Below are 22999 nucleotides of genomic sequence, written 5' to 3'. Positions count from 1 at the left end.
GTTCTTGTCCCCTCTTCCCCTGCGCTCAGGACTTTACGGCGCCGGAGAGCAGGTCGAGGCTCCAGAACCGCTGGATGACGAGGAACAGGGCGATGAGCGGGACGATCGCCAGCAGCGCGCCGGTGATCACCAGCGTATAGAGGGCCGGTGTGTTGGAACCCTGCGCGAGGAGGGTGAACAGACCCACCGTCATCGGGAACTTCGCGTCGTCGCCGAGCATGATGTACGGCAGCAGGAAGTTGTTCCAGATCGCCACGAACTGGAAGAGGAAGACCGTCACCAGGCCCGGCGACATCATCGGCACGGCGATCCTGACGAAGATCCGCCACTCGCCCGCGCCGTCCATCCGGCCGGCCTCCACGAGCTCCGTGGGGACGGCGGCCTCCGCGTAGATCCGGCTCAGGTAGACGCCGTACGGGGAGAGGATCAGCGGCAGCAGTACGGACAGGTAGGTGTCCGCCATGTCGGCCTCGGCCATCAGCAGGTACTGCGGAATGGCGAGGATGACCGGCGGCATGAGCACGCCCGCGAGCAGCACGTTGAAGACGGCTTCCCGGCCGCGGAAGCGGTAGACCGCCAGTGCGTACCCGGAGACGGCGGAGACGACCGTGGACAGGAGGGCGCCCAGACCGGCGTACAGCGCGGAGTTGGCCATCCACCGCCAGTAGATGCCGTCCCGGTACGCGTCGAGGTCCGCGACGTTGTCCGCGAAGCCGCTGCCGGGCAGGAACGTGAAGGTGGAGAACAGCTCCCCGCCGGACTTGGTGGAGGCCATCAGTACCCAGGCGACCGGCAGCAGGCAGTACAGCGCGCCGAGCAGCAGGACCGCGGTGGGCAGCAGGGCGGTCCGGCGTGGGCGCCGGGGCGGACCGTGGGAGGTGCCGGGAGTCGACCCCGCCGCCGGGGCGGACTTGCGGTCCGCCGCGGGGGTGGTGAGCGCGCTCATCGGGCCCCTCCTTTCTTCGTACGGGAGCCGGAGGCTCTGAGCAGGCCGAACGAGAGGGCGAAGGTGGCGGCGGCGAGGACCACGGTGGTGGCCGAGGCCGCGTACACGTTCCCGTTCACGAAGGCGTCGTTGTAGACCTTCATGAGCGGACTCCACGTGGTGGAGATGCCGTTGGTCAGCGGCTTGAGGGTGGTCGGCTCGCTGAAGACCTGGAGGGTGGCGATCACCGAGAAGAAGAAGGTCAGCACGAGCGAGGGCGCCACCATGGGGATCTTGATGCGCAGCGCGATCTGCACCGGCGAGGCGCCGTCGAGCTTCGCCGCCTCGTAGACCTCGGCCGGGACGGACCGCAGCGCGGTGTAGATCACGATCATGTTGAAGCCGGTGCCGCCCCAGACGGCGATGTTCGCCAGTGCCGCGAAGAGCGGCCCGCCGTCGAAGAGGTCGGGCCGCGGCAGCCCCAGCTTCCCGAGCGTGTAGTGGAAGGGGCTGACGTCCGGCAGGTACAGGAAGCCCCACAGCAGGGCCGCGACGACACCGGGAATGGCGTACGGAAGGAAGATCGCGAGCCGGGAGAAGGGGCGCGCCCGTACCCGCTCGGTGTCCAGCAGCAGTGCGAACAGCAGCGCCAGGCCGAGCATGACGGGCACGACGATCGCGCCGTAACCGAGGACGCGCAGGGCGCCGTGGCCGAGTTCGGCGTCGGTGAGAGCGGCGGTGTAGTTCTCCAGTCCCGCCCACACCTCTTCACGGGCGCCCTTGCCCAGGCCGAGGCCCTTGACCTCGACTTTGTGGAGGCTGAGCCACAGTGCGTACCCGATCGGCAGGGCGAAGAACACGGCGAAGAGAACGGCGGCGGGGAGGAGGAAGCCGTACGGGGCGGCCTTCACCCCGTACGACTTCCGGACAGTGCTGGTCACCGAGCGACCTCGAAGCCCTGCTTCTCGAGGTCCGTGACAGTGGCGTCCCGCATCCCGGTCAGCGCGGGCCCGAAGTCCGACCTGTTCTTGGTGGCCTTGCCGAAGCGGTCCTTGAAGGCGGCGTACGCGACGTTCACGTTCGGGCCCCAGGCGGCTGGAGCGGTGGTCTTCGCGATCTCGGCGGCCCGGCTGTAGAAGTCGGGCTGACCGGCGAAGAACTCCGGGGCCCCGGTGAGCGCGCCGCTGGTCTGGGCGGCCGTGGCGGCCGGGTAGATGCCACCCTCCTTCACCAGCGCGGCCAGCGCCTGCGGGTCGGTGTTGAGCCAGGTCGCGAACTTCGCGGCGGCCGCCCGGTGCTCGGAGTCGGTGGTGACGGCGGTGCTGGAACCGCCCCAGTTGCCGGTGGCGTTCTCGCCCTTCTTCCACTGGGGGAGCGGGGCCATCGCCCACTTGCCCTTGGTGTCGGGTGCGGCGGTGGTCAGGGTGCCGGGCGCCCAGACGGCGCTCACCCAGGCGATCTGCTTGCCGGTGTTCAGGGCCTTGTTCCAGGCCGGTGTGTACATCGGCTGGTTGTCGATGGCCCCCTCCTTGACGAGACCACCCCAGAAACCGGCGACCTTCCTGGTGGCCGCGTCGTCGATACCGACCTTCCACTTCTCGCCCTCGACGGTCCACCACTTGGCGCCGGCCTGCTGGGCGAGCCCGGCGAAGAGGCCGGAGTCGTTGGAGGAGAACGTGGTGAGCGCCTTGTCCGGCGCCTTCGTCTTCAGCGCGCGGGCACTCTTCGCGAACTCGTCCCAGGTCGCGGGGACCTCGAGCCCGTACTTCCTGAACAGGTCGGCCCGGTAGTAGAACATCATCGGCCCGGAGTCCTGGGGCACCGCGTAGACGGCGTCCGTGCCCAGCGTGGTCTGCTCCCACACGCCCGGCGCGAACCGGCTCTCGGCGTCACCGACATCCTTCGCTATGTCGGCGAGGGCGTCGTTGCTGACCAGGGTCGGCAGCGCCTGGTATTCGGCCTGGACGAGGTCGGGTGCCTGGTGGGCCTTGGACGCCGTGATGATCTTGGTGACCAGGTCGTCGCCGGACGCCTGCTTCTGCACGGTGACCTTGATGTCCGGGTTCTGCTTGTTCCAGAGGCCGGCGACCTTGTCCATACCGGGCGCCCAGGCCCAGTAAGTGAGCGAGACGGGGCCGGAATCGGCCTGGTCGCCGTCCTCGGACGAGCCGCAGGCGGTGAGCGCGGTCGCGGCGATGACGACGGAGGTGGCGGCGGCCGCGAGGCGGCGGTACGACGTGTGGGGCATGGGTGCTTCTCTCTGACCGAAGGGGCCTCCCGCTCCAACGGGGAGACCTGCCATGCATCTGTGAGCGTTCACAGTAGAGAAACGTTCCCGACACTTGTCAATGGTTGTTCCTGTGCGGTTATGTTGCACTGCCGTATCGATCGGCGTCTGTGCACGTTCACAGTTATGGCCCCACTTCCCCACACTTCAGGAGACTTTCAATGCCGGAGACCACTCCCCAGGGCCGGCTCCGGCTCGCCTTCGGCGGGGACTACAACCCCGAGCAGTGGCCGGAGAGTGTCTGGCAGGAGGACGTCCGGCTGATGCGCGAGGCCGGGGTCACCATGGTGAGCGTCGGCATCTTCTCCTGGGCGCTGCTCGAACCGGAGCCGGGCGCCTACACGTTCGGCTGGCTCGACCGGCTCCTGGACCTGCTGCACGAGCACGGCATCAGCGCCGACCTCGGTACGCCGACGGTCGCCCCGCCCGCGTGGTTCTACCGCGCCCACCCCGACGCCCTGCCCCTGAACCGCGAAGGCGTGCGGTACGCGTTCGGCTCGCGCGGCGCGATCTGCCACAGCAGCCCCGCCTACCGCGAGGCCGCCGCCGGGATCACCACCGAGCTCGCCCGCCGTTACGCCACGCACCCCGCCCTCGCGATGTGGCACGTCCACAACGAGTACGGCGTCCCGGTCAGCGCCTGCTACTGCGACACCTGCGCCGCCCACTTCCGCCGCTGGCTCGACGCCCGCCACGGATCGGTGGAGGCGGTCAACGAGGCGTGGGGCACGGCGTTCTGGGGCCAGCGTTTCGCCTCGTACGAGCAGATCGACCCGCCGCGGCTGACTCCCACCACCGGCAACCCGGCCCAGCAGCTCGACTACCGCCGCTTCGCCGACGCGACCATGCGCGAGAACTTCGTCAGCGAACGGGACATCCTGCACCGCCTCGCACCCGGTGTCCCCGTCACCACCAACTTCATGACGGCGCTCAGCCAGTGCGACACCGTCGACTACTGGGCCTGGGGCCGCGAGGTCGACCTCGTCACCAACGACCACTACCTGATCACCGACGGCCGGCGGACGCACGTCAACCTCGCCATGGCCGCCGACCTCACCCGATCCGTCGCGGGCGGCGCCCCCTGGCTGCTGCTCGAACACTCCACCAGCGGGGTCAGCTGGCAGCCCCGCAACCCGGCCAAGCGCCCCGGCGAAATGGCCCGCAACTCCCTCGCCCATGTGGCACGCGGCTCCGAGGGCGCCCTGTTCTTCCAGTGGCGCCAGTCCCGGCGCGGCGCCGAGAAGTTCCACTCGGCGATGCTGCCGCACGCCGGCACCGACTCCCGCGTCTGGCGCGAAGTGGTCGCCCTCGGCGCCGACATCGGCTCGCTGGCCCCCCTGCGGGGCACGCGCACCGTCCCGGACGTGGCCATGCTCTGGGACTGGCAGTCCTGGTGGGCGCAGGCCCTGGAGTGGCGGCCCAGCGAGGACCACGACGCCCGCGAGCGCGCCGACAGCTTCTACGAAGCGCTCTACGACCGGCACCTGACCGTCGACTTCGCCCACCCCGAAGCCGACCTCTCGGCCTACCCGCTGGTCGTCGTACCGGCGCTCTACCTCACCACCGAGGCGGCGGGACGCAACCTGCGGACGTACGTCGAGAACGGCGGCACCCTCGTCGTCTCCTACTTCTCCGGCATCGTCGACGAGCACGACGCCGTCCACGAGGGCCCGTACCCCGGCGCCCTGCGGGACGCCCTCGGCCTGACCGTCGAGGAGTGGTCACCGCTGGGGGAGGGCGAGACCGTACGGATCGCCGGCCCGGGGGAGGCGTCGCTCACCGCCGACGTCTGGACCGAGTTCGTCGTGCCGCGCGGCGCCGAGACCGTGTGGACGTACGCCGACGGACCGGCCGCCGGCGGCCCCGCCGTCACCCGCCACCGCCTGGGCGAAGGCACCGCCTGGTACGTCTCCTCCCGGCTGGACCCCGCCGCGCTGGACACGATCCTCGGCGCCGCGGGCGAGGACGCGGGCATCGCGCCCCGTACCGGACTGCCCCGCGACGTCGAGGTGGTACGCCGGTCCGGCGACAGCGGCGCGTACCTCTTCGCCGTCAACCACACCGCGCACGACACCAAGGTGCCGCTGGACACGCCCGGCACCGAACTGCTCGGCGGAGAGCACGTCAGCGGCCACCTGGCCGTGCCCGCGGGCGGCGTCAGGGTCGTACGGCTCGACGCCTGAGCCCCACAGAACCCCCGGGAGCGGCCGTCCACCCGCCGGCCGCCCCCGGGCGCACCGCAACCCCGCGCCCCTCGCGCACCTCATCCCGCGCCCCGAGCGCACCGCACCACCCACGCCCTCCACCGTCGAAGGGACAGCGACGATGCACGCACCACCGAGAGGTACCTTCCGCACCCTGCTCAGAGCCGCCGCCCTGCCCGTGCTCGGCGCCCTCCTGGTCACCGCGCTGCCCGGGCAGCAGGCACACGCCGCGTCCACGCTCACCAACCCCGGCTTCGAATCGGGCACCTCGGGCTGGTCCACCTACTCCGCCACCGGTCAGGAATCCGCCGCGTACGCCGAAGCCGGCGGACACGGCGGCAGCAGCCGCCTCGCCCACTGGTCCTCGACCGCGTACAAGGCCGAGACGTACCAGTACCTGTCGGGCCTGACCAACGGCAACTACAGACTGAGCGCCTGGGTGCGGTCGAGCGGCGGCCAGAACTCCGCGTACCTCGCGCTGCGCAACTGCGGCAGCCCGGAACAGCGCACCGACCTGCCCCCCACCCCCAACGGCCAGTGGATACGCCTCGTCACCTCGGTCAGGGTGACCGGCGGCCAGTGCACGGTCAGCATCAACTCCGACGCCAAAGCCGGGAACTGGCTCAACGTCGACGACCTCACCTTCACCCCCGGCACGACCGGGCTCCCCGTCAAGGGCGTCGACGTCTCCACGCTCAGGAAGAGCGAGGACCTCGGCGGCGTCTACCGGACCAGCGGCGGCACCCCGGGCGACGGGCTCGCGATCCTGAAGTCCGCCGGCGCCAACTACGGACGGCTCAAGGTCTGGGTGAACCCCGCCGACGGCTACAACAACAAGGCCCGCGTCCTGGAGGCGGCCAAGCGCATCAAGGGCCAGGGCATGAAGCTCCTGGTCGACTTCCACTACTCCGACACCTGGGCCGACCCGGGCGCCCAGACCAAGCCGGCGGCCTGGGCCTCGCACTCGTACAGCCGGCTCACCACGGACGTCTACGACCACACGTACGACGTGCTGTCCGCCCTGAAGGCCCAGGGCACCACCGCCGACATGGTGCAGATCGGCAACGAGATCAACACCGGACTTCTCTGGCCCGAGGGCTCGACGGACGACTGGAGCCGGACGGCGGGGCTTCTCAAGTCGGGGATCTCAGCGGCGAAGGCGGTCTCGTCCTCGACGCAGACCGCCCTCCACCTGGCCCACGGCGGTGACAACAGCCTCTACCGCTGGTGGTTCGACAACGCCACGGCGCAGGGCGTGAACTTCGACGTCATCGCCCTGTCCTTCTACGGGTACTGGCACGGGCCGCTGTCCGGCCTCCAGGCCAACCTCGACGACATCTCCGCCCGCTACGGCAAGCCCGTCATGGTCGCGGAGACGGCGTACGCCTTCCGGCTGGACAGCGACGACAGCCACGAGAACATCATCGACACCACAGGTGAGCTGATCTCCGGCTATCCGGCGAGTCCGGCCGGGCAGGCGGCGTGGCTGCGCGACGTCATGAACGTCGTCGAGGCCGTGCCGAACGGCCGGGGCCTGGGCGTCGTCTACTGGGAGCCCACCTGGACCGCCGTCCCGGGCAACGGCTGGGACCCGGCCGACCCGTCCTCCGGCAACGGCTGGGAGAACCAGGCGCTGTTCGGCTACGACGACAGGCTGCTGCCCGCGGCGAACTGGTTCGGCCACCGCTGAACCCCGCCGGACCGAACGGTCCGCCGCACCGCCCGGAAGCGGCTTCCGGGCGGTGCGGCGGACCTGTTCCCCGGAAGCGGCTTCGCCCGCCTGCGTAAGATTCCACCGCAGGCCGGGAGAGTGGGGAACATGGTCGGTATCAAGGACGTGGCGCGCGAGGCCGGCGTCTCCGTCGGCACGGTCTCCAACGTCCTCAACAACCCGGGGACCGTCAAACGGGAGACGCTGGAGCGGGTCCGCGCCGTCATCAGGGACCTGGGCTACGTACGCAGCGAGTCGGCCCGTCAGCTGAGATCGGGCAGCAGCAGGATCCTCGGGCTGCTGGTCCTCGACATGGCCAACCCGTTCTTCGTCGACATGGCGGCGGGCGCCGAGACCGCCGCCGAGGCCGCCGGTCTCGGCGTCATGCTGTGCAACAGCGCCCAGAGCCCCGCGAAGGAAGCCCGCTACCTTTCCGTCTTCGCCGAGCAGCAGGTGCGCGGCGTGCTCGTCACCCCCGCCGACGAGACGGGAGGCACACTCGCCGACTTCGCCCGGCACGGCATCCCCTTCGTGTCCGTGGACCGGGTGGTGCCGAGCACGGAGGGCTGTTCCGTCGGCGTGGACGACGTGGTGGGCGGCGAGCTGGCCGTCCGCCACCTGCTGGAGCGCGGCCACACGTCGCTGGTCTACGTCAGCGGTTCCATGCGCCTCACCCAGTGCCGCGACCGGCACACTGGAGCGCTCGGTGCGCTGCGCGCGGCCGGCCACGACAGCGGGGCGCTGCGCCACATCGAGGGCGAACTGCTCGACGTGGCGGCGGGACGGGACGCCGGCGCCAGGCTCCTGGGGATGTCTCCGCGCCCCACCGCCGTCTTCTGCGCCAACGACCTCCTCGCCCTCGGAGTCCTCCAGGCCCTGTACGCCGCCGGGGTCTCGGTGCCGGACGACATGGCGCTCGTGGGGTACGACGACATCGAGTTCGCCGCGGCCGCCGCCGTCCCCCTCACCTCCGTACGGCAGCCCGCGCGCCGCATGGGCGAAACCGCCGCACAGTTGCTGCTGACCGAGGTCGACGCGGCGGCCGGCGCCGGCGGCCACACGCACGAACGCGTGGTCCTCCAGCCCGAGCTGGTGGTACGCCGCTCCAGCCTCTGACCGGGCCGGGACCGGCCGGGACCGGCCGGGCCCGACCGGGGCCCGGCACGGCCGTCGCGCCCCTTGCCGCCGCTCAGCGAGCCGACAGCTCCGACGGTGCCTCCTGGACCACCCAGCCGTTGCCGTCCGGGTCCTCGAAGGACATGAACGAGTTCCAGGTGTCGCCCTTGCCGTCCTCCCAGCCCGTCGCACCGACGTGGCGGACCGGGGAGACGTCCACGCCCCGGCCGAGCAACTCCTCACGGGCCGCCTCGATGTCCGTCACACAGACCTGGAGTCCCTGGAGCGTCCCGGGTTCCATCGTCTTCATACCGGGAGCCGTGGGCATCCCGTGGAGCATCGCGATCGAACACCGGGAGCCGGGCGGTGTCAGCTGGATGATGCGCATACCGGGGGCGACCTCGTCGTCGAGGTCCACCTTGAAGCCGACCTTGTCGGCGTAGAACTCCTTGGCCCGGTCCATGTCGGTGACGGGGACCGGGATCACTTCGAGCGTCCAGTTCATGGAAGTCTCCTCAGAAACGCCAGTGGGTGCTGCCGGACGGAGCGCGCCCGGCGTAGCCGACGACCGAGCGGGGCGACGGCGGACACCAGGAAGTGCCCACCGTCGCCCATGAGGAAGCCGCCACGCACGCCGACCCGCCCATCGGGTCGGCACCGGGCTGTGCGCACGCCTGCCCGGCCCGCCGACCCGTCAGCTGTGGCCGTCGGCCGGATACGGCCGGAGAGTCGTGCCGATGCGGGCGGTCAGCAGGGCGATGTCGTCGTCGGCGGACGCCGGGACTAGGCGGGTGATCAGCGAGTCGCACAGGTGGTCGAGCGGTCGCTGCGGTTCGGTGAGCAGCCGGGTGAGGTCGGTGAGGCGTTGGTCTATGTCGCTGCCGCGGGCCTCGATCAGGCCGTCGGTGTAGAGCACGAGGACGCTGCCCCGGGGCAGGACGACGTCGGTCGTGGTGAAGTCGATGCCGCCGACCCCCAGCGGGGCGCCGGGCGGGGTCTTGAGCAGGCGGACGGTGCCGTCGGGCGCCGCCGCGGCGGGCGGCGGGTGTCCGGCGCGGGTGATGGTGCAACGCCCCGTGGCGGGGTCGCAGACCGCGTACAGGAAGGTGGCGAGCATCGGCTCTGCGAGGTCGGCGAGCGTGGCCTCCAGGTGGTGCAGCAGGTCTGTCGGAGGCATGTCGAGCCGGGCGAGGGCCCGGACGGTGGCGGAGAGCCGGCCCATGACGGCGGCCGCCGCGATGCCGTGCCCCATGACGTCGCCGATGAGGAGGGCCGCCTTGCCGTCGGGGAGGTGCAGCACGTCGTACCAGTCGCCGCCCACCTCGTTCACGTCGCTGGCGGGCAGGTAGCGGTGGGCCACTTCGACGCCGGGCGGCGGGGTGATGTGCTGCGGCAGCATGCTGCGCTGGAGGACGACCGCGGTCTCGTGTTCACGGTGGTAGAGACGCGCGTTGTCGATGCTGACGGCGGCCCGGGCGGCGAGCTCCCCGGCGAGGGTGACGTCGTCGGACCCGAAGGGGCCGGCGGACCCGGTGCGGTAGAAGGTGGCGACGCCGAGCACCAGGTCGCGGGCCACCAGTGGAACCATCATGAACGAGTGCACGCCCGCCCTGAGCAGTTGGGCCGGTGCGGTGGAGTGGCGGGCCGCGGGGGCGATGGCCCGCTCGTCGAGGCGGGCGATCAGGAACGGCTGGCGGGCGGCGAGCGCCTGGGTGTACGGGGCCGCCGCCGGGAAGGCGAGGGTCCTGCCGAGCGGGGCGAGGATGTCGGTGATGTCCGAGCCGGTCAGCGGAGCCTTGCCCAGGCGCCGCAGCGCGACGCCGCCGCCCAGGCCCATGCCCGGCTCGTCGCCCCGGGCGAGGGTGTCCAGGATGTCGACGGTGACGGCGTCGGCGAGGTCCGGGGCGGCGAGGTCGGCCAGCTCCTGGGCGGTGCGCTCCAGCTCCAGGCTGGCCCCCATGCGGACGCTGGCCTCACTCAGCAGCGCGAGCCTGCGCCGGCCCGCCTCGGCCTCGGTGTGGGCCCGCTGCTGCTCGGTGATGTCGAGCAGTGAGGCGATCACACCGATGGGCCGGCCGCCGGGGTCCTCCACCCGTACGTACGAGCACGACCACACCCGGTCGTGCTCCGGATCGGCGGGCGTTCGCCCGACGCGGCGGCGGTCGAGGACCGGCTCCCCGGTGCTCAGCACCTGCCGCATCGCCTCCTCCATCTCACCCGCGTTCACCTCGGGCAGCAGCTCGGCGAGGCGACGGCCCACGTGCGCCGACTCGGGGAGCCCGTTCATGGCTTCCAGAGCGGGGTTGACCTGCAAGAACCGCAGATGCGTGTCGAGTACGGCGATACCGACCGGTGAGCGGGAGAACAGCCCGTCCCACACCGCCGACGACCCTCGGATACGGCGCGCCGCATGGGCATCGGCGGCGAAGACCAGCACCGACGAGGCCCCGAGCCGCCCACTGTGCACCGGGCAGGCCCAGATCTCCAGCTCCAGCGGGTGCCCCTCGCGGTGCCAGGCGGTCACCGTGCCCATCACGCCCCGGCCGGTGGCGGCCGTCTCCCACAGCGACCGGCCGAGGCTGCGGTCGGCCCCGGGGTGCAGAAGGTCGGCGATGTGCCGTCCCATGACCTCGGGCGGGGTGTAACCGAGGAGTTGCTGCGCGACGTGGTTCCACCGCACGATCGTCCCATCGGGGCTGGTGGCCACCTGTGCGACCTCCAGGGCACCCAGCCACCCTCCGGCGTCCTGGGCCGCCCCGCTGATCAGCTCCCCGATCGGCGTCTGCTCATCCATCCGCGACCCGCCCCCTCTCGAACGGCCGGGAGTACGCGTTTCGGCCCGGACCCGGGCTCAGGCCTACCGCACCGGGCGGCGCGCCCACGCCCCCGGGGCACCGGCGGCGGACTGCCCCGGCGCCGGCCCGGCGCGAGGCACTCCACATACCCATCCTCGCCCTGCCGGTCCGGGACCGCTCTTCGGCACTGCGCGGAGGCCGGGGGCGACCGGGTCGGCGGAGGCGACCGGGCGGCCGGAGTCCACCTGGCCGCCGGAGTCCACCTGGCGGCCGGACGCCCGGACCACCGGACTCCACCGCCCCGATGATCACCGGGTGAGGCCCCGGTACGGGGACCGGCTCGCCTGCCCGCCTGCCCGCCTGCCCGGCTTGCCCGGCTGCCCGGTGGTCTCGTGCCGTACGACGACCGAGGCGGTATCCAGGGGGCGCATTCGTTGTCGGCGCCGGGGCACTAGGGGCACGTACGGCAACTCGTAGGCATGGAAGCAGAGATGAGTGTGATGGCGTGTCCTTCTCCAACCACCCCCAGACGCCGAACGACTACGGGCAGACTTCCCCGGACCCGGCCGTGAAGCGGAGCAACGGCCTGGCGGTCGCCGCGCTGGTGCTCGGCGTCGCTGCGATCCTCCTCTTCTGGACCGTCTTCGGCGGGATCGTGCTGGGCCTGCTGGCAGTGATTTTCGGGATCATCGGCGCACGCAAGGCACGTGGGGGCCGGGCACCCCACGGCATGATGTCGATCATCGGTGCGGTGCTCGGCGCACTGGGACTGATCGCGTCCGTCGTGATCATCGCGATCGGCGCGTCGATCCTCAACTCCGAGGAGTTCAAGAACTTCGACGACTGCGTCAAGCAGGCCGAGACGCAGAGCGAACGTGAGGCGTGCGAGAACGACTTCAACCAGGAAGTCGACAACTGAGCGGTCGGCGTCCACAGGACCGCACCGCGTCCGCGGGAGACGATACGGCGGCTTCGCGCCCCGGAATGGGAGCGCGCTGTCGCCGTGTCGGGCTGGGCGGGAAGCGTGGGCCGGCGGGAAGTGCGGGTTGGGCGGGAAGCGCCAGCCAGGCGGGAAATGCGGGCCGGGCCCACCGCCCCCAGCCCGTCAGGTCGCTCTCAGCAGGTCGGCGCACTTCTCGCCGATCATCATCGTCGTGATGCACGGGTTGACCGCCGGCAGGAACGGCATCACGGACGCGTCGGCCACCCGCAGTCCCGTGACCCCCTTGACCCGCAGCTGCGGATCGAGCGGCGAGCCGGCGTCGTCGACCGCGCCCATCCGCACGGTGCCCGCCGGGTGGTAGACGGTGTTGTGGGTCTGGCGGATGTACGCGAACAGCTCGTCGTCGGTCGTGGCCTCCGGGCCGGGTGCGAGTTCGGCCCCCGTCCAGCCGGCCATCGGGGCCTGGGCGGCGATCTCGCGCGCGAGCCGCAGACCGTGCGTCATCACGCGGATGTCGTGCTCGTGCGTGAAGTAGCGCGGATCGACCTTCGGCTTGTCCCGGTAGTCCCGGGTACGCAGCCGGACCGTTCCCGTGGAACGCGCCCGTGTGACGTTCGGCGTGAGACAGAAGGCGTTGTCCGTCGTCGGATAGCCGCGCCGGTACGTGTTCAGGTCGAACGGCACCGAGCCGTAATGGAACATCAGGTCAGGCCGGTCGAGCCCCGGTTCGGTGTCCGCGAAGATTCCGATCTCCCACCACTGGGTGGACGACGTGACCATGGGCTGCTTCGCCTCCCACATGATCACGCCCTCCGGGTGGTCCTGGAGGTTGGAACCGACGCCGGGGGAGTCGACCCGCACCTCCACACCGCACTCGCGCAGATGCCCGGCCGGCCCGATGCCCGACAGCATGAGCAGCTTCGGCGAGTCGATGGCGCCGCAGGCCACGATCACCTCGCGCCTGGCCGTGACCGCGCCGGTGTGAATGGTGTCGGGCTCCAGGTACTCGACGCCCGTGCAGCGCCGGCCGGCCGAGCCGCTGCCCGTGCCGTCGTCGGGGCCGTCGTCGAACAGCAGCCGCCTGGCCTGGAGACCCGTACGTACCTCCAGGTTCGGCCGCTTGCCGAGGACCGGGTGGAGGTACGACACCGATGCCGACGAACGGGTGCCGTCCGGACGGCAATTGATCTGGAACCAGTGGGCGCCGCGCACGACCGTGGTACCGCTGTTGAACGGCGTGGTGGGGATGCCGGCGGCCACGCACGCTTCGAGCAGCGCCGCGCCGCACGGGTCCTTGGGCGGGACGGTACGGATCGTCACGGGGCCCGAGCGGCCGTGGTGGTCGCCGGGCGCGTCGTTGGTCTCCAGGCGGCGGTAGAGGGGGAAGCAGTCGGCGGCGCTCCAGCCCGTGCAGCCCAGCGCGCCCCACTCGTCGAGGTCCTCGGCCGGTGCCCAGAAGGCGATGCAGGAGTTGTGGGAGGAACAGCCGCCGAGCACCTTGGCCCGCGCGTGCCGCATGTAGCTGTTGCCGTTCTCCTGGGGCTCCACCGGGTAGTCCCAGTCGTAACCCGACTCCAGCAGGGCCATCCAGCGGTCCAGCCGCAGGATGTTGTCGTCGCCGACGTCCGAAGGCCCGGCTTCCACCACGCAGACGGTGACGTCCGGGTCCTCGGTCAGCCGCGCGGCGACGACGGCGCCGGCTGTTCCGCCGCCGACCACCACGTAGTCGTACGCGGCCAGGGGGCTCTCTGCGCGCATCGCTTCTCCAGGCGTACAGGTTCGGTGGTCCGGTGGGTTCAGGGTGCGGAGGACGGGGGCGGCGGCGGTGCCTCGGCCGTCTCGAAGCGGTGCTCGTCCAGTACGCCGGTGTTGTGCCGCTGTACGAACCAGTAGTACGCGAAGCCGCCGAGCGCGACGATGCCGATGAAGAGGAACGCGCCCCACCGCAGGTACCAGTGCTGCGGTCCCGTGGCGTTGTACACCTCCGCGCGGGGCCATGCGAGGTTGATCGACATGGCGGCGCCCCACAGCACGGCGACGATGTTGACGGGAAGCCCGAACCTCCCGAGCGTGAAGCTGCCCTCGGCCGGGTGCCAGTCACCGCGCAGTCGCTTGATCAGCATGGGACCGGTGACGAGCAGATAGGCCAGGTAGATCATGATGATCGCGATGCTCGTGATCACCGAGAAGATCTGTGGCTGGTTGATGTTGATCACCAGGATGACCACACCCACGACACCGATCAGGACGGCGGGAACGACGGGCGTCTGGAAGCGGGGGCTGACCCGGGCGAGTACCGAGCCGGCGGGCAGGTTGTTGTCCCGCGCCATGGCGAACATCAGCCGGATGCCCGCCGCATGGACCGCCAGCACGCACACGGTGATGGCGATGACGACGCACCACAGGAAGATCTCACCGATGGTCGAGCCGAGGGTCTCCAGGACGACGTACTGGAGACCGCCCGAGGACAGCTCCTCCGCCTCCAGGTCCGGTACGGCCATCAGGGCGAACAGCAGGATCAGCCCGCCGATGAGGAAGGAGGCGACGAGGGCCCGGAGAATGGCGCGCGGCGCGTTGCGGCTCGGGTTGTGGGACTCCTCGCCCAGCGAGGACGCCGTGTCGAAGCCGTACATGACGTACGCGGAGGCCAGCGAGGCGGTCAGAAAGGCACCGAAGTACCCGAGGCTCTGATCACCGCCCAGTCCGTACGTCTCCGTCAGGACGCTGCTGGGGCCGCGGGTGATGTGCGCGGCCAGGAAGATGATCAGGGCGACGGCGGCGATCAGTTCGATGAACACGCCGGCCGAGTTGATCCGGGCCATGAGCTGCACACCGAAGGCGTTGACGACGGTGGAGAAGAGGATGAGCATCGTACCGAGGAGGACGGCGTTGGCGGCCGCGTCGTTCTTGCCGCTGCCGTCGCCCACGAACTGGAACCAGCTGTCGATCTGGGGAAGGGTGATCTGGTAGGCGAGCGCCACGGCCGAGAGGGTCACCATGGTGGCCGTCATCATCATCCAGCCGCCGAGCCAGCCGACGTGCGGGCCGCCCATGGTCTTCGCCCAGTTGTAGACGGAGCCGGCGACCGGATAGCGGGCGGCCAGCTCGCAGAAGCACAGGGCCACCATCAGTTGGCCGGCGAAGACCATCGGCCACGACCACCAGTAGGCGGGTCCGCCGAAGCTGACGCCGAAGTAGAACAGCTGGAAGGTGCCGGTCAGGATCGAGATGTAACTGATCCCGGCGGCGAAGGTGTGGAAGTTGCCGAGGGTGCGCTTGAGCTCCGGGCGGTAGCCGAGCTCCCCCAGGGCGTCGTCGTCCTGCTGGGTCTGGGTCCGGGACGGGATGTCGGGCTCCGGATCTCCCGGACCCCTGCCGGCGGTTTCCGCGCTCATTCGAACCACCTCAGCGGGCTGGGCGCGAGGTTGCGCCAGATGTGTTTGGCCTCCTGGTATTCGGCCAGCCCTGCGGGGCCGAGTTCCCGGCCGAAGCCGGACTGCTTCATTCCGCCCCATTCGGCCTGGGGCACGTACGGATGGAAGTCGTTGATCCACAGGGTTCCGGCCCGCACCCGGGACGCCACCCGTTGACCGCGCGCCACGTCCTCGGTCCAGACCGCGCCGGTCAGCCCGTAGACGGTGTCGTTCGCCAGCGCGACAGCCTCCGCCTCGTCGCGGAACCGCTCGACGGTGAGCACCGGGCCGAACGACTCGTCGCGTACGACCGACATGTCCGGGGTGCAGTCGTCCAGCACGGTCGGCAGGTAGTAGAAACCGTCCTGAAGGGCCGGGTCGTCCGGCCGGGCGCCCCCGCAACGCAGTACCGCCCCTTCGGCCAGCCCCGCCGCCACGTACGCCTCGACCTTTTCGCGGTGCGCGGCCGAGATCAGCGGTCCGGTGCGGGCGTTCTGGTCGAAGGGGCCACCGAGCGGGATCGCTCGGGCGCGTTCGACCAGTTCGTCGACGAACGCGTCGTGCAGCTCGTTCTGGACCAGCAGCCGAGCCCCTGCCGAACAGACCTGGCCGGAGTGCAGGAAGATCGCCATGAGGGCGTAGTCGACTGCGGCCTCGAAGTCGGCGTCGGCGAAGACGATGTTCGGGTTCTTGCCGCCCAGCTCCAGAGCGACCTTCTTCACCGTCGGGGCGGCGGCCGCCATGATGCGCCGTCCGGTGACGAGTCCGCCGGTGAACGACACCATGTCGACCCGCGGGTCCTCGGTCAGGGGCGCGCCCGCGGTCGGTCCGGCGCCCAGCACGAGGTTGGCCACTCCGTCCGGCAGGCCCGCCTCGGCCAGCAGCTTCATCAGCATGACTGCGGTGTGCGGCGTCAGCTCGCTGGGCTTCAGGACGAACGTGTTGCCTGCGCCGATCGCGGGAGCGACCTTCCAGGCGGTCTGGAGCAGCGGGTAGTTCCACGGGGTGATCAGCGCGCACACGCCCACCGGTTCGTGCACCACTCGGCTGTCGACGCCCGTGTTGCCCGTGTCGACGATCCGGTCGGCGCCGCCGGAGGCCGTCAGGTTGCCGAAGTAGCGGAAACAATGGGCGATGTCGTCCATGTCGTACCCGCTCTCGACGAGCCGCTTCCCGGTGTCCAGGGATTCGGCTCGTGCGAACGCGTCCTTGTCGCGTTCCAGCAGCTCGGCCACGCGCAGGAGCAGCTGTCCGCGCTCGTCGGCCGGAGCCGTCGGCCAGGGGCCTCGGTCGAAGGCGTCACGGGCGGCGGCGATCGCCGCCGACACGTCCTTGGGGCCGGCCTCGTCGACAGTCGCCACCAGGGTGCCGTCGGCCGGGCAGCGGATCTCGCGAACCCCCCCGTCGGCGGCGGCGGTCCACTTGCCACCGATGAACAGCTCCGGCATGGGGGCTCCTCAGGGTCGGATGGGCGGGCACCCGGGCGGCGCCCTGTCGGGTCACGCCCTCGCGGTGCTTGACCGACAGACAGCGCCCTGGGAACGACAGTAAGGAGGCGCGGCCCCGTCCGCAGTACGGAAGCCGTCATCCGGCGGAACGGTCACCGGGAGACTGGTCCGCGCACACGCCCGCCAGGCGTCCCCCATCCTGTACGGGACGTGTGCTGGAACGGTGCGGGAGCGCGTACGGGAACGGTGCGGGAGCGCGTGCGGACACGGATACGGATGCAGCAGGTGCCCGCTCCCGTACGCCGCACAGCGCGCCGTGCGGGAGCGGGCACCTGCCGGACGTCCGGTGGCATCGCAGCACGGCATCCGGTGGTGCGAGCGGCTGCGGCGCTTCTGGCGACGTTCCGGAGGCCCCCCGGCGACGGGAGGGCGTCGCCGGGAGACCGGCAGTCCGTCAGCCGACGCTCAGCAGTACGGTGGCGAGTGCCGCCGCCGGATCCTGGCAGGCCGGGCCGGCGGGCGTCCACCGGCCCCGCTCCTTTCGGTACGGCCACCAGCGCCCGTGACGCCCGTACCGCAACTGGGCGTCCGTACCGACGACGGTCCAGCGGTTCAACCGGGCACGCAACCGCGGGCGTGCCTCTTCCTCGTCCTCGTCCCAAGCCTCCGCGAGCTGCGTACGGGCGCGCGCGAGCGCCTCGGGCTCCGGCGACCACTCCTCCTCCAGCACGGCGAGCGCGGCACGGCCGCCGTACTGCCAGGCCCGTACCGCCAGGGCGAGGTCGGCCCGGTCCCGTCCGGAACCCGACGCAAGCCGGGCGGCGATCCGCGCTCCGGGCCCCCCGGCCGCCAGCCGTACGGCGTCCTGCTCCGCCGGCAGTTCCTCCTCCACCGGGTGCTGTTCGTGTCCGGCGGACAGTGCCGCTGCCAGCAGGCGGTGCGCACGCAGCGCCGCGTCCGAGGCCAGAAACTCCAGCGCCGCGACGTCGATCCCGGGCGCGGGTGGCGTCTCGGTGTCCAGGGTGGGCGGCCTGCCCGGCTCGCAGGGGAGCAGTGGCGGAGCGGGCAGCGGCGGCAGCGTGTCGCGTGCCGCGAACGCCCGCTCGGCCCGTACGCCCTCCGGCGCGCGCGCCGCCGCGCCCCCGGGTGGCCCTCTGCGGCGACGCCAGGGCGGCGCTGCGTACCTGTAGCTCGTCTAGCAGTTCCCGCTCGCCGCGCCCGCGTATCAGGAGCAGCACGAAGGGGTCCAGGTCCAGCAGGCGCGCCACCTGGTAGCAGAGCGCCGCGGTGTGCGGGCAGTGGTCCCACGCGTCGCACGAGCACTCGGGCTCCAGATCTCCGATGCCGGGCAGGAGATCGACGCCGGCCGCTGCCGCGTCCTCCACGAGATGGGGCGGCATGTCCCGGTCCAGGAGCGCCGCGACATGACCGGCCCGCTCGACCGTCATACCGAGGAAACGGTCCCAGTCGTCGCCGCTCAGCCGCTGCAACAGGACGTCGGCGCGGTACGCCGTACCGTCCAGCTCCCGTACGACCGCCGTGATCCGTCCCGGGCGCACCGACACGGCGCCGACCGCTCCCTCACGCGCGTACTTACGGCCCCTTCTGAGCTGTTCGCCGTCGAGCGCGGTGTCCTCCAGCGCCTTCATCCACGCACGGCCCCACCAGGTCCGCGCGAAACCGCGACCCCGGGCGGGAGGCATGGCGTCGAAGGTGCGCTCCTCCGCGCGCCGTTCACGTGTGCCGTCCCTGCTCCCGCTGCCTTCGCCCCTGTCGAGGTCCCGGCCTTCGTCCCGGCCGTCGTCCCGGTGGTCGTCCCAGTGGTCGTCGCGGTCGTTCATCGCGTGCCCCCTCGCAGCTCCACCAGATCCGCCAGCTCGGCGTCGGTCAGTTCCGTGAGCGCGGACTCGCCGTTCCCGAGAACGGCGTCCGCTAGCTCATTCTTGCGCGCGAGCATCGCCGCGATCCGGTCCTCGATGGTCCCCTCGGCGATCAGCCGGTGCACCTGCACCGGCTGGGTCTGTCCGATGCGGTACGCCCGGTCCGTGGCCTGCGCCTCGACCGCCGGGTTCCACCACCGGTCGTAGTGCACGACATGCGCGGCCCTCGTCAAATTGAGCCCCGTACCGGCCGCTTTCAAGGACAGCAGGAAGACCGGCACCTCACCGTCCTGGAACTGCCGCACCATGACATCCCGTTCGGGCACGGGCGTACCTCCGTGGAGGAACCGGGTGGCCGTGCCGCGCGCTGCCAGGTGTTTCTCCAGCAGCCTCGCCATCTGCACGTACTGCGTGAACACCAGCACGCTCGCGCCCTCGGCCAGGATGGTCCCGAGCAGCTCGTCCAGCAGCTCCAGCTTCCCTGACCGGCCTGCGATCAGGGGCTGCGGCTCCTTCATGTACTGCGCGGGGTGATTGCAGATCTGCTTAAGCGCGGTGAGCAGCTTCACGACGAGCCCTCGCCGGGCGAACCCTTGCGCCTGCGAGATCTCGGTGAGCGTCTCACGGACTACCGCCTCGTACAGGCCGGCCTGTTCCGTTGTGAGCGAGACGGCGTGGTCGGTCTCCGTCTTCGGCGGCAGTTCCGGGGCGATCCCGGGATCGGACTTGCGGCGCCGCAGAAGGAACGGTCGTACGACCTTGGAGAGGCGCTCGGCGGCGGCGGGGTCGTCGCCGCCCTCGACGGACTCCGCGTAGTGCCTGCGGAACGTTCCGAGCCGGCCGAGCAGTCCGGGTGTCGTCCAGTCGAGGATGGCCCACAGCTCGGACAGGTTGTTCTCCACCGGCGTGCCGGTGAGCGCCACGCGCGCGTGGGCGTCGATGGTGCGCAGTTGCCTCGCGGTCGCGGAGAACGGGTTCTTGACGTGCTGCGCCTCGTCGGCGACGACCATGCCCCACGGCTCCCTCCCGCCCAGCCGCGCGGCGTCGAGCCGCATCGTGCCGTACGTCGTGAGGACGAACTCCCCGTCGGCAAGGGCGTCGAGCGTGCGCGAGGCGCCGTGGAACCGGCGTACCGGGGTTCCGGGAGCGAACCTCTCGATTTCGCGCTGCCAGTTGCCCATGAGGGACGTGGGGCACACCACCAGAGTGGGACCGGCGGTGCGTTCGTCGGTCTGGCGGTGCAGATGGAGGGCGATGAGGGTGATGGTCTTGCCGAGGCCCATGTCGTCGGCGAGGACGCCGCCGAGACCCAGGGACGTCATGCGGTGCAGCCAGTTCAGTCCGCGCAACTGGTAGTCGCGCAACGTCGCCGCCAGGGCGGCGGGCTGTGCGACCGCCTCGTGTCCCACCCGCTCCGGATCGGCGATGAGCTCCCGCAGGCGCGCCAGCCGGCCCGTGGCCTGTACTTCGACCTGCCGGCCGTCCAGCTCGGTGCGGCCCGTCAGCGCGGCCCTGAGCGCGTCGATGGGGCTGACCTTGCGGTCCCGGCTCTCCCGCGCGCGGCGGGCGTCGTCGGGGTCGACGAGCACCCACTGATCGCGCAGCCGGACCACCGGCCTGGTGGCCTCCGCCAACCGGTCGAGGTCCTGCCGCGTGAGCTGTTGACCGCCCAGCGCGAAACGCCAGTTGACCGCGAGCAGGGCGTCGGGCGACAGGAGGGACGGCATGCCTGAGTGCGGCCTCTCCGGATGTCCGGGCCCCTCGTCCTCGTCCTCGCCGGGCAGCCCCACGACGGCGCGCGCCGTCAGTTCCCGTGCCAGGTCCTTAGGCCAGTGCACCTGCACTCCGGTGGCGGCGAGTGCCCGTGCGGCCCCGCCGAGGAGTTCGGTGATCTCCTCGTCCGCCGGTTCGACGGCGTCCGGTACGGCAGCCGACAGCAGCGGGGCCAGCGGCGGCCAGGCGCGGGCGGCGCGGCGGAGCGCCAGCAACGCGTCCATGCGGGCGCGCGGCCCGAACGCCGCACCGGCGTGTCCTGTGCCGGCCCATACCTCGGCGGTGTCCGCGACCAGCGAGGGATCGCTGACACTGTGCATCTGGGGAACGACACGGAAGGCGGGCCGCGCGCCGTCCTGAAGGCCGTTCCCGAGTCTGTCCTCAGGTCCGCTCGCAGGGTCCCCAGGTCCGTGCTCCGGAGCGTTCCCGTGTTCGTCTCCGGCGCGGCCCGGTGCGAGCCCGGACAGCTCCACCCTCAGGGAGATCCGTACGCCCGCGTCGTGCCCGGCGGCGACATCCGCGGCCCAGGCACGCTGCTCGGGCAACCGCTGCGGCTCTGCACCGGCGTACGCGGGACCGGCGGCGGCCGTCGCCGCGGCCGGCGTTCGCGGCAGCCCGTCCGCGACCGCGTCGAGGAACGCGCGCAGGAGCCGCTCGGGAACGGGCAGCCGCAGCGGCCGTTCCGAGGCATCGACCGGTACGGCGTGCGCGCCGGGCGGCATCGAGGCCGCCAGCCGGCGCACCCGTTCCTGGTCCTCGGGGGTGAGCGGCCCGGCCCGCCAGGCATCGTGGTCGCCGGGGCTCAGCCCCGGCAGGAGCAGCCCGCGAGCGGCCAGCTGAAGTGCCACGAGTGCGGCCGCCCCCCAGAACGCCGCGGCGGGGTCGGCGCCCGCGTACGCGCGGGCCCTCGTGAGGACCGGCAGAGCGTCCCGTACCGGCAGGAGCAGGGCCGGCACGGTCCGCGGCGTGGCGCCGTCCGTGACGACGGTCAGCTCCCCGACCGTGCCGGGAGCGGCGGGAGGCGCGCTCCCGTCGGCGCGCCAGAAGGCCACCGCGCCGGTGCGTGCCGGATCCCCCGGGAGGAAGACCACGGAGCATCGGGCGAGTTCGGAGATCTCGAAGAGCTTCGCAGCAGGAGGCTGGTGCACAGCGATGCCGAATTCCTCAAATTTGACTAGTCGGTTCCGAGGTCGCGAGAGTACAGCATCCCGACGGCGGACGTGCACCTGCCCCCACTGCGTGCGGTTGGTGCTGGCACCACCGGAACCCGGGTGCTGACACCATGGTCATCAAGGTGCCCGGTGCGTAGTTTCATGAGCTCAGAGCCAGGTCCTACACACCGGAGACCCCCATGCCCCAGGCCGCCACTGTCGCGGAACCCACGACAGGCACCTCGGGGAGCGACTTCGCCCCGCTCCTGCGCAGCGCCAGAGAGCAGGGGCTCCTGAAGCGGCGCACCGGCTGGTACGCGCTGGGAATCGCGTCCAACCTGCTCGCCATGGCCGTCGTCGTCGCCGGCATGGTGCTCGTCGGTGACTCCTGGTGGGTGCTCACGTTCGCCCTTCCCCTGACCGTGTTGTGGGCGCGTACCGCCTTCGTCGCCCACGACGCGGGCCACGCGCAGATAACCGGCAGCCGCAGGGTGAGCCTCGCTGTCAGCCTCGTCCACAGCAATCTGCTGCTCGGCATGAATCAGGCGTGGTGGAACGACAAGCACGTACGCCACCACGCGAACCCCAACCACATCGACAAGGACCCCGATGTCGGCGTGGGAGCACTGGTCTGGACGCAGAAGCAGGCCGAACAGCGCGAGGGGTTCGCCCGCTGGCTCACCCGCAATCAGGCGCGCCTGTTCTTCCCGATGCTGCTGCTCGAAGGCTTCGCCCTGAAGATCTACGGCTTTCAGTACCTGCGCCGCCAGCCGGTGCGTGCACGCGTACTGGAGGGCTCGCTGCTCGTGGTGCACCTCGCCGGGTACTTCGCGTTCCTGCTCGCCGTCATGTCGCCCGGCAAGGCCGTCGTGTTCGCGCTGCTGCACCACGCGCTGTTCGGCCTCCACCTGGGCATGGCGTTCGCGCCCAACCACAAGGGCATGGAGATGCCGGACCCCGACGGCGAGCGCTGGGGCCACCTGCGCCGGCAGGTCGTGACTTCCCGCAACGTGCGCGGCGGGATACTCACCGACTGGTTCCTCGGCGGCCTGAACTACCAGATAGAGCACCACCTCTTCCCGAGCATGGCGCGACCGAATCTGCGGCTCGCCCAGCCGCTGGTGCGTGCGCACTGCGAGGCGCTCGGGGTGTCGTACGCGGAGACCGGCCTGATCGATTCCTACCGGCAGGCACTGACGCACATGCACGATGTCGGCGCACCACTCAGGACCGACGGCACCGACGGGACGGACGGGACCGACAGGTCGCCGCAGGAGGCGGCCGTCTAGCGGTCACGCGCGGCGGAACTGTGGCGCGGGCGCGCACGTTACCGGAGCATGAAGCGGCAACAGC

At 71.2% G+C, this 22999-nt stretch carries 14 protein-coding genes and 1 pseudogene; 5 read left to right on the top strand and 10 right to left on the bottom strand.

Translation table 11 applies throughout. The features are described 5' to 3' along the window. Positions 1–25: 25 nt before the first annotated feature. The 3 genes from AS594_RS04180 to AS594_RS04170 are packed head-to-tail and all read right to left on the bottom strand — an operon-like array spanning position 26 to position 3173. Positions 26–946 (bottom strand): carbohydrate ABC transporter permease, encoded by a 921-nt coding sequence (locus AS594_RS04180; RefSeq protein ID WP_069925716.1) that lies wholly within the window; start codon positions 944–946, stop codon positions 26–28. Next, positions 943–1866 (bottom strand): carbohydrate ABC transporter permease, encoded by a 924-nt coding sequence (locus AS594_RS04175; protein ID WP_069934946.1) that lies wholly within the window; start codon positions 1864–1866, stop codon positions 943–945. Before AS594_RS04175 ends, AS594_RS04180 begins: the two co-directional genes overlap by 4 nt. Beyond that, complete coding sequence (locus AS594_RS04170) at positions 1863–3173, bottom strand: ABC transporter substrate-binding protein (RefSeq protein WP_069925714.1); 1311 nt, start codon at positions 3171–3173, stop codon at positions 1863–1865. The genes AS594_RS04175 and AS594_RS04170 overlap by 4 nt, the downstream gene beginning before the upstream one ends. Before the next feature lie 200 nt (positions 3174–3373). Here AS594_RS04170 and AS594_RS04165 point away from each other — a divergent pair, with 200 nt between their 5' ends. The 3 genes from AS594_RS04165 (at position 3374) to AS594_RS04155 (ending at position 8243) form a co-directional block, all read left to right on the top strand. Continuing rightward, entirely contained in the window at positions 3374–5395 is a 2022-nt protein-coding gene (locus tag AS594_RS04165; protein WP_069933479.1) for a beta-galactosidase, read from the top strand. Between the two features lie 142 nt (positions 5396–5537). After that, positions 5538–7106: a glycosyl hydrolase 53 family protein gene (locus AS594_RS04160; protein ID WP_069933480.1), complete on the top strand. Its 1569-nt coding sequence runs from the start codon at positions 5538–5540 to the stop codon at positions 7104–7106. Between the two features lie 120 nt (positions 7107–7226). Beyond that, complete coding sequence (locus tag AS594_RS04155) at positions 7227–8243, top strand: LacI family DNA-binding transcriptional regulator (protein WP_107357985.1); 1017 nt, start codon at positions 7227–7229, stop codon at positions 8241–8243. Positions 8244–8316: 73 nt separating this feature from the next. Here the strand turns inward: AS594_RS04155 and AS594_RS04150 are convergent, their stop codons facing one another. After that, entirely contained in the window at positions 8317–8748 is a 432-nt protein-coding gene (locus AS594_RS04150; RefSeq protein WP_069925710.1) for a VOC family protein, read from the bottom strand. 189 nt (positions 8749–8937) lie between these two features. Continuing rightward, positions 8938–11037 carry a SpoIIE family protein phosphatase gene (locus tag AS594_RS04145; protein ID WP_069925709.1) on the bottom strand — a complete coding sequence of 700 codons (2100 nt, stop codon included), beginning with the start codon at positions 11035–11037 and terminating at the stop codon, positions 8938–8940. Between the two features lie 506 nt (positions 11038–11543). On the opposite strand from AS594_RS04145, the gene AS594_RS04140 reads away from it, so the two are divergent. Next, positions 11544–11957 (top strand): DUF4190 domain-containing protein, encoded by a 414-nt coding sequence (locus tag AS594_RS04140; protein ID WP_069925708.1) that lies wholly within the window; start codon positions 11544–11546, stop codon positions 11955–11957. A gap of 186 nt (positions 11958–12143) precedes the next feature. Here the strand turns inward: AS594_RS04140 and AS594_RS04135 are convergent, their stop codons facing one another. The 5 genes and pseudogenes from AS594_RS04135 to AS594_RS04115 all read right to left on the bottom strand — a co-directional run bounded on the left by AS594_RS04135 (position 12144) and on the right by AS594_RS04115 (position 21643). Next, the gene (locus AS594_RS04135) at positions 12144–13739 is read right to left on the bottom strand and encodes a GMC family oxidoreductase (protein ID WP_069925707.1); all 1596 of its coding nucleotides are present in this window, start codon (positions 13737–13739) and stop codon (positions 12144–12146) included. A gap of 38 nt (positions 13740–13777) precedes the next feature. Next, positions 13778–15376, bottom strand: coding sequence for an APC family permease (locus AS594_RS04130; RefSeq protein WP_240508930.1), 1599 nt, complete (start codon positions 15374–15376; stop codon positions 13778–13780). Further along, positions 15373–16842 carry an aldehyde dehydrogenase family protein gene (locus tag AS594_RS04125; RefSeq protein ID WP_069925706.1) on the bottom strand — a complete coding sequence of 490 codons (1470 nt, stop codon included), beginning with the start codon at positions 16840–16842 and terminating at the stop codon, positions 15373–15375. Before AS594_RS04125 ends, AS594_RS04130 begins: the two co-directional genes overlap by 4 nt. Positions 16843–17296: 454 nt before the next feature. Next, positions 17297–18545 (bottom strand): annotated as a pseudogene (locus AS594_RS04120) (SWF or SNF family helicase). Between the two features lie 134 nt (positions 18546–18679). Then, positions 18680–21643, bottom strand: coding sequence for a DEAD/DEAH box helicase (locus tag AS594_RS04115; RefSeq protein WP_069925705.1), 2964 nt, complete (start codon positions 21641–21643; stop codon positions 18680–18682). A 203-nt stretch (positions 21644–21846) separates the two neighbouring features. Here AS594_RS04115 and AS594_RS04110 point away from each other — a divergent pair, with 203 nt between their 5' ends. Continuing rightward, positions 21847–22935: a fatty acid desaturase family protein gene (locus AS594_RS04110; protein WP_069925704.1), complete on the top strand. Its 1089-nt coding sequence runs from the start codon at positions 21847–21849 to the stop codon at positions 22933–22935. Positions 22936–22999 lie beyond the last annotated feature (64 nt).

The sequence above is a fragment of the Streptomyces agglomeratus genome (genome assembly GCF_001746415.1).
GTDB classification, from domain to species: domain Bacteria; phylum Actinomycetota; class Actinomycetes; order Streptomycetales; family Streptomycetaceae; genus Streptomyces; species Streptomyces agglomeratus.
The sequence above is the reverse complement of the archived record's forward strand: the minus strand, read 5'-3'. Positions and strand labels throughout refer to the sequence as shown.